The organism is Psychroflexus aurantiacus (genome assembly GCF_010820555.1).
Classification (GTDB): Bacteria; Bacteroidota; Bacteroidia; order Flavobacteriales; family Flavobacteriaceae; genus Psychroflexus; species Psychroflexus aurantiacus.
Genome location: NZ_JAAIKD010000003.1, coordinates 466,205 through 474,013, shown reverse-complemented (window position 1 = coordinate 474,013; position 7,809 = coordinate 466,205). Strand labels below are relative to the sequence as shown.

The following is a 7,809-nucleotide window of genomic DNA, read 5'->3' as shown; positions in this document are numbered from 1 at the left end:
CCTCAACAGGGATATACCGATGCAGGTTCCTACCCGATCACCGTATCGGCTGCTGAAACAGCCAATTACCTGGCGGCTTCTGAGAATGTGAGCCTGGTCATTGAACCGGCTACACAAACCGGATTGGTATTTGCTGACAACAGCTTTACCTATGATGGTTCGGTCAAATCACTGGTAGTAACCGGTCAGGCATCGGATGCTACGGTGACCTACGCCAATAACGATCAGATCGATGCAGGGACCTATGCGGTTACGGCAACGGTAGCAAGACCGAATTACACCACGGCCGTGCTGAATGCAAGCCTAAGTATTAATAAAGCGCCACAAGCGATTACATTTAATGCCCTAGCAACACGAAGTCTGGAGAACGATTCGGATTTCCAGTTGGATGCCATGGCTTCTTCGGGGCTTGAGGTGACTTATACCTATGCCTATACATCGGCGCAACCTGCAGCCACAGTAACCCCTTCTGGTTTTGTAGAATTACAGACTTCCGGGCAAATTATAGTCACAGCATCTCAGGCAGGAAACGCCAACTTTGAAGCAGCCTCGCCGGTTCAGCAAGCTTTGAACATTACCAGTTCTAATTCTGTTTCATCTAGTATTACCATTGATGGAAAGACTTATGACAATCCACCAGCTCTGGTTTATTATTTGATTGGTTGTGACAATTCCACCACAGCAGTGGATGTATCTTTAGTCACTGAAGTTAATGCTCAGGTGAGCACTGGGCCTAACTTTAGTATAGCTACTCCTGCTCCAGGAGTATATAGACAGGAAGTTGTGATCAGTTCTCAGGATGGGACACAAACCAGAACCTATATGATCATGGTAGAGAAAGCCTTCGATTTCGATGCGATTGTCGTCCGAAAATACAACAACACACTCGTTTTGAATAATAATCCTGAAACCAATGGAGGCTACTCTTTTGTAAGTTATAAGTGGTACAAAAATGGAAGACTGGTCTCTGAGAAGCAGGCCTTCTCGGAAGGTGATAATATTAACAACGTCTTAGATCCAAATGCTAGCTATCAGGCCGTGATGATGACTTCCTCCGGAGATGAATTGCGCACCTGTCTTGGTTCCGTTAGGGCTTCTAAAACTGTAAATGGCTTAAGCCTTGTCCAAAACCCGGTACAGCAGGGGAGTGCTCTGCAAGCCATAGCTCAATACCCGGAAGATGAGTTGAAAGATGCTATTTTTCAGGTTTATGACTTAAATGGCAGGTTGCTGGTTTCAGTTCCCGTGTCTGGTGTGGAGAATACCATACAGCTTCCATATAGCATGGCTACAGGCCTTTATAAACTTATCCTTATTACTAACCAGCGTCAGGAATCCATCAGCTTTATACGCAACTAACTCAAAACTTATAAAATGAATAAAATCAATATAAAAAGAAAAAGAACAGGGATTTTTCAAAGTGCAGTACTTATAGCCTTTACGCTTTTGTTGAATCCTTACTGTTTCTCCCAGACTGACTTTTCATTGTCTGTAGGTACTCAATTCCAGTTTTCCAACATTCAACTGGAGTCTTCGCAGTTTGAAAATCATGCCGAAACTGGTTTAGGGGTAGTAGCCGGGATTTCGTTAGGTTTGAACGAAAGCTTCAGTTTACATTCTGGAATAGCACTGAATTATTTTGAAAGCAGACATTCTGTAGACAGGTATTCCGGTTTTGAGGATGCCATCGATATTTCTGATGAAGCATTTGAGTTTAGATACACAGCAAATTACTATTCTGAACAACAGGATTTAACCGCTATCAGTATTCCACTGACTGTACAGTATGAGACCTCTGGTGTTATACGCTTTTATGCCAGGCTAGGAGTGGAGGCTAACTTTTTCATCAGTCAGGAATTTAGTTCCAGGGCTTCAGGTTTAACCACTACCGGTTTTTTCCCAAGGTTCAACGCTGTTTTGGACTCTCCGCGTTTTGCCGGATTCGGCACCTTCGATAATCAGGAATTTGTGGGATCGGAACTAGATGTGAAAAACAGCTACAATGCTACAGCTGAACTGGGAGTTAAACAACTCTATGCATCTGGAAACGCTTTGTATATCGGGGTTTATTATAAGCATGGTATGAATGACATTTCCAGTCCTGGCGGATCTGATGGATTGCTGTCCTTTGACCCTCAAAACCCAACTGAATTCCGTTCCACTTCTGTCTTGAATGCTATAGGTAATCCTCCGAATGCTTCGCAGGGGCTGACGGACAATGCCAGACTTCACATGTTTGGAGTGGCTCTGAGGTATGAATTTGAACTTTAAAAAAGAAACTAGTTTATCTTTTCCAGGCGGACCTCTACAAGGTCCGCTTTTTTTTTGCTTGTAATTTTTTACTTCTGAGTTTTATTTTCATGACCCGGCTATAACAATATTTTAATCTTAATGTAAACTTAGAAGAAAACCGTTAAAAGGGAAACGGCAAACGTATAAGCAACAAGATTGCAACTGCTATTCAATGGTAAATTTAAGATGCCGTTGGTAAAGCCGTTGCTAATTTTAAAACGGTAATTCTCATTTATTGTATAAACCTTTGCATTAGGTAAGAAAGCCTTTACCAGGCATTTTCCTAAAGTCGAAAATATCAAAACGCTTAGTGATGGCAGAGCGCCTTATTTTGACTTGAAATTGAAAAGGGCTGTGTATCGGTGAGGTGTTTAAATAACTAAAGACTCATCTTTTACTTTAGTCTTAATGAGGTAAATGATTTTGGTCAACCCATTTCAGTACAAGACAACTTCTAACCGGGACAAATAGAAAATAGTAAACTTTTCTTAATAAGATTAAAAATATTTATTTAACTTTATTTAAATTTTTTTAAAAAAGCCTCTAACTTTTGAAATCTACAAATTCTAAGTTTACTGAATCCCACCAGGATATATCTGCTGCCCTGCAAGTTGCCAGAGAGGCTTTGGAAAACAAAAGTAAGGAGAAAGAAGTTGTCACTGCTCAATTGGCCAGAGCAGTTCAGGATCTGGCCCGTCAAATAGAAGAAAAGGAAAAACGGGTACAGGAGCTGGATGCCGTCAACCGCGAACTTGCTTTTCAGATCTCTGAGAAGGAAAAAAAAGAAGCTCAACTCAGGGCCGCCAATCATGAACTCGAATCTTTTTCCTATTCTGTTTCTCACGATCTTAGAACCCCACTTCGTGCCATTTATGGTTTTTCGCAGGTGCTTCTCGAAGATTTTGTGCATCAGATGGATGAAGAAGCACAAACGCTTTTTGCAGAGATCATTGAGAATACGCGCAAAATGGGAGACCTTATCGATAATCTCCTGGAATACGCCCGTATAAATAAGCAGAACGTTTTTCAAACCAAGATCGACGTACAGGAACTGGTAGAAACCTTAGTTCAGGAACTGAAACAACTTTATCCCGAACGCCATATCTCGGTCTCGCTTAAGAAGCTGCCTGAAATGCAGGGTGACCATAATATGATAAAACAGGTTTTTAGTAATCTGCTTTCCAATTCCTTTAAATATACCGGCAAAAAGGAAAAATCAGTGATCGAAGTAGGGTCCTATACAGAACAGGATGAGATTGTATACTTTGTAAAGGATAACGGGGCGGGATTTGATGAACGTTATTATAACAAACTGTTTGGCGTATTTCAGCGCCTTCACAGCAGCACCGAATTTGAAGGAACCGGTGTGGGTCTCGCCATCGTAGAAAAGATTGTGCATAAGCACCAAGGCAGAGTATGGGCAGAAGGAAAACTCGGAGAAGGTGCATGTTTCTTTATTTCCTTTCCTTCATCAAACACTTAAAATTAAATCTATGTCAACTAATGAAATCCAGATCCTTCTGGTAGAGGATAACAAATCGGACGCTATGCTAACGATGCGAGCCTTACAAAAACATAAACTGGTAAATCATATCACCCATCTCAGTGACGGAGCTGAAGCGCTTGATTTTGTTTTTGGCGAAGGAGAATACGCAGACCGGAATATTGAAGAAAAGCCGAAAGTGATCTTCCTGGATCTGAAAATGCCCAAAGTCGATGGCCTGGAAGTGCTGCGTATTTTAAAAGGTGATGAACGAACAAAGTTAATTCCCATTGTGATGATGACCTCTTCAAAAGAGGAAAAAGATATCATAGAAAGCCATAAACTCGGTGTAAATAGTTACGTGGTAAAACCAGTAGGTTTTGAAAATTTTTCAAAAACAATAGCAGACCTTGGTTTTTACTGGCTGTTTCTGAATCATACACCCCGCATTTAATACGGTAATAATAAAAAAAGAATCTATTCTGTTTTACTGAACCCGACCTGAATCCCTAAAACCCGAAACCCCTCTACTATTCTCATGTCTTCACCCCTAAAAATACTGCATCTCGAAGATACCCGTAGTGACGCTATCCTCATCGAACGTTCCATTAGGAAGGAGGGTTTCAACTACGAGATTATGGTCGTGGAAAACAAAAAGGACTATAGGGATGCCCTGGATTCGTTTGTCCCGGATATCATTCTTTCAGATCACTCCCTGCCTGGTTTTGACTCCATAGAAGCACTTGAAATTCTGCATAATTTAGGAAGTCGTATTCCCTTTATTCTAATCACATCTGTCTTGCCGGACGAAATTGCTGTTACCATACTGAAAAATGGGGCCAGTGATTATATACTAAAAGACCGGCTTGAGCGATTACCGGCTGCCATAGAAAATGCACTTGAGCGCTTGCGCCTGGAACTTGAAAGACAGGAGTACATAGAGCTCCTAACAAGCAATGAGCGAAAATTAAGGCGCATGCTAGAGCATGGCTCCGATCCTGTGATGCTGCTCAATAAAGACGGACGCATCAATTACATATCCCCTAATGTTCAGAAAATGCTGGGTTATTCCGAAGAAGAGATCCTGAACCTTGGTCTTCATGAGATATACCATCCGGAAGATGTGCGGGAAGCATTTCTCGAATTAAGTCAATGTATAGACGCTCCGGGAGATACCCTGATCTCCAGTATCAAGCGGATGAAACATAAAAATGAAGCCTGGAGATGGGTGGAGGTTTCCCTGACCAATCTACTTAATGATCCGGACGTAAACAGTGTCGTTAATAACCTGCGGGACGTAACCGAAAGAAGGAAATCTGAACAGATTATCCGGGAAAGTGAAGAAAAATACCGTTCCTTTTTTGAAAACAGTCTCGATGGCATCTTACTGACTGCCAAGGATGGACGGGTTTTTGCCGCAAATCCCGCAGCCTGTAGAATATTTAGGATGACCGAAAAGGAGATCTGTGAAGCAGAGCGACTGGGTCTTACAGACTCCACAGACCCAAGGTTACACCAGGCTTTACAGGAAAGAGAGATCAGTGGAAAAACCAGTACCGAACTAACCATGCTGCGTAAAGGAGGGATTAAATTTCCTGCAGAGCTCACCTCTTCCGTGTTTAAGAATGCCCAGGGGGAGATACGAACTTCAATGACCGTTCGGGATATTTCTGATAAAAAACAAGCCGAAGAAAAACTTAAAAGTTCGGAAGAAAAATACAGGCTCCTGTTTGAGTTCAATCCACTTCCAAACTGGATATTCGATCATGAAACGCTCAGGATACTGGATGTGAACCAGGCTGCTATTCAGCATTATGGTTACAGCAGGGATGAGTTTCTTCAACTCACTATTATGGACCTGAGAGATGATGAAGGCCGGCATCAACTCAGTGATATCCTGAAAGACTTTACAAAGGAGGGAGGTGAGTCGTATTATGGCAAGTTAAAGCTTCTCAAAAAAGACAAGACCCCAATACTGGTTGATGTTTATGCCTATGAACTTTGTTTTGACCAAAGGGAATGCTCCCTTGTAATCTCCAATGACATCACCAACCGGGTAAAAGCACTGAAACAACTGGAGACACAGCGCAATAAACTAGCTACCGCCGAGCGCATCGCTAAAATGGGATACTGGGAATTAGATCTTAAAGATAATTCGCTATTCTGGACAGATGAGATTTACCGGATTTGGGAGGTACAACCTGAAAATTTCACTCCTACTTTTGAAAACCTGTTGGAATCCATTCATCCTGAGGATTTGGAAAATTTTAAAAAAGCTCAGGAAAATGCTTTATCTGGAACTGCTGAACTCAATTTTGAACATCGCATACTGTTCCCGGATGGCAGTATTAAATGGGTTCATGAAAAAGGTAAACTAATAAAGGATAAAGAAGGCCTTCCGGTTTCACTGGAAGGTACCGTTCAGGATATTACCGTTTTCAAAAGGGATCAGGAAAAACTAATACTCAGTGAATCCAGGTTCAGGAGTCTTATCAAATCCCAAACCAATTATGTCGTGCGAGTTGACCTGGAAGGTAATTATGTTTATTGTAATGATACATTTCTAAAGGATTATTCCTGGCTATACCCAGGGGATTCCATAGTGAAAAAAAACTCTTTGAATTCTATAAAAGACTATCATCACCAACGGGTTAATGAAACGGTAGAAAAATGTTTTGCAGAACCTAATACAGTATTCCAGGTAGAGATGGATAAACCAGCGAAAGGTGGCGGTGTGAATACCACGCTTTGGGATTTTATTTGCATCACGGATTCTCAGGGACATCCTGAGGAGATACAGAGTGTGGGTATCAATATTACAGATAGGGTACAGGCAGAGAAAGAGAGCCGGTTCCAGGCAAATCTGCTGGATAAAATAGGTCAGGCTGTACTTTCAACAGATGTACAGGAGATTATCAACTACTGGAATAAAAGTGCAGAAAAAATTTATGGGTGGACACGAGAGGAAGCGCTAGGCAAAACATTAGGTGAACTGATTCCGTTGCCGGCTACTGAAGGAAACACATTTAGAAAAATTGAAGATCTGAAGCCGGGAGAAGTACGTACTGGTGAGTTTAAGGTTAAAAAAAAGGACGGAACAGAATTTCAGGTTTTGATCACGGACTCTCCCGTCTATGATGAAAATATGAATCTGGCTGGGATGGTAGGGATTTCTTCAGACATAACCGATCGTATTGAGGCAGAATTCAAAATGCAAAAACTCAATAAAGAGCTTAAGGCCTATACCGAAGAACTGGTCTTAGCCAATAAAGGACTGGAGCAGTTCTCTTACATCGTTTCTCATAACTTGAGGGCCCCCATAGCAAATATTATAGGTCTGGGAGATTTGATGAAGATTGAGGATCATCCTAAGGAAGTACAGGATAAACTTTCACAAGAGTTAATTAATAACGTTGAACGACTAGATACTGTAATTAGGGATCTCAACGTGATCCTTAGCGTAAAATCCGATATACTTAAAAATAAAGAACCCATAGCGCTACCTAAACTGATCAATTTGATCAAAATGAGTATCAAAGATCTCATAGACAAAGAGCAAGTGACTATCACTACAGATTTCAATGATATGCAGCAGTTCAGAAGCATTCATAGCTATATGCAAAGTATATTTTATAACCTGATTCTGAATAGTATTAAATATAAAAAACCAGATCAGGCTCCGGTTATCCATATTGAAGGAAAAAAAGAAGGGAAAAAATTCATCTTTTCAATCTCTGATAATGGCTTGGGAATCGACCTTTCCAAAAACGGTAAGCAGGTCTTCGGACTTTATAAGCGTTTTCATCAACATAAAGAGGGAAAGGGAATGGGTCTTTTCATGGTAAAAACGCAGGTAGAAATGCTGGGTGGTAAGATATCAATCTCAAGTAAACCAAATCGAGGAACAACCTTCGTCATTGAGTTTTCTGATAAATAACTTCATGAGGTATTTAAAATACCAATCTAAAGTAATATGATAAATGTCATATTATTTTAGAAAAAATAAATCTTTATTAGCCTGAACATAAGCAATA

The 7,809-nt window shown here is 40.9% G+C and carries 5 protein-coding genes; all 5 read left to right on the top strand.

What is annotated here, in order from left to right:
• Positions 1-1,359 (top strand): MBG domain-containing protein (locus G3567_RS07595; protein ID WP_235923521.1); only part of this gene is annotated, 1,359 nt, incomplete at its 5' end.
• 15 nt (positions 1,360-1,374) lie between these two features.
• Positions 1,375-2,271 (top strand): hypothetical protein, encoded by an 897-nt coding sequence (locus G3567_RS07590; RefSeq protein ID WP_164004717.1) that lies wholly within the window; start codon positions 1,375-1,377, stop codon positions 2,269-2,271.
• Positions 2,272-2,842: 571 nt separating this feature from the next.
• Positions 2,843-3,775, top strand: coding sequence for a sensor histidine kinase (locus G3567_RS07585; RefSeq protein ID WP_164004716.1), 933 nt, complete (start codon positions 2,843-2,845; stop codon positions 3,773-3,775).
• A gap of 10 nt (positions 3,776-3,785) precedes the next feature.
• On the top strand, positions 3,786-4,229 hold the full coding sequence (locus tag G3567_RS07580; RefSeq protein ID WP_164004715.1) for a response regulator: 444 nt from the start codon (positions 3,786-3,788) through the stop codon (positions 4,227-4,229).
• Between the two features lie 84 nt (positions 4,230-4,313).
• Positions 4,314-7,712 (top strand): PAS domain S-box protein, encoded by a 3,399-nt coding sequence (locus G3567_RS07575; protein ID WP_164004714.1) that lies wholly within the window; start codon positions 4,314-4,316, stop codon positions 7,710-7,712.
• The last annotated feature ends 97 nt before the right edge of the window (positions 7,713-7,809 follow it).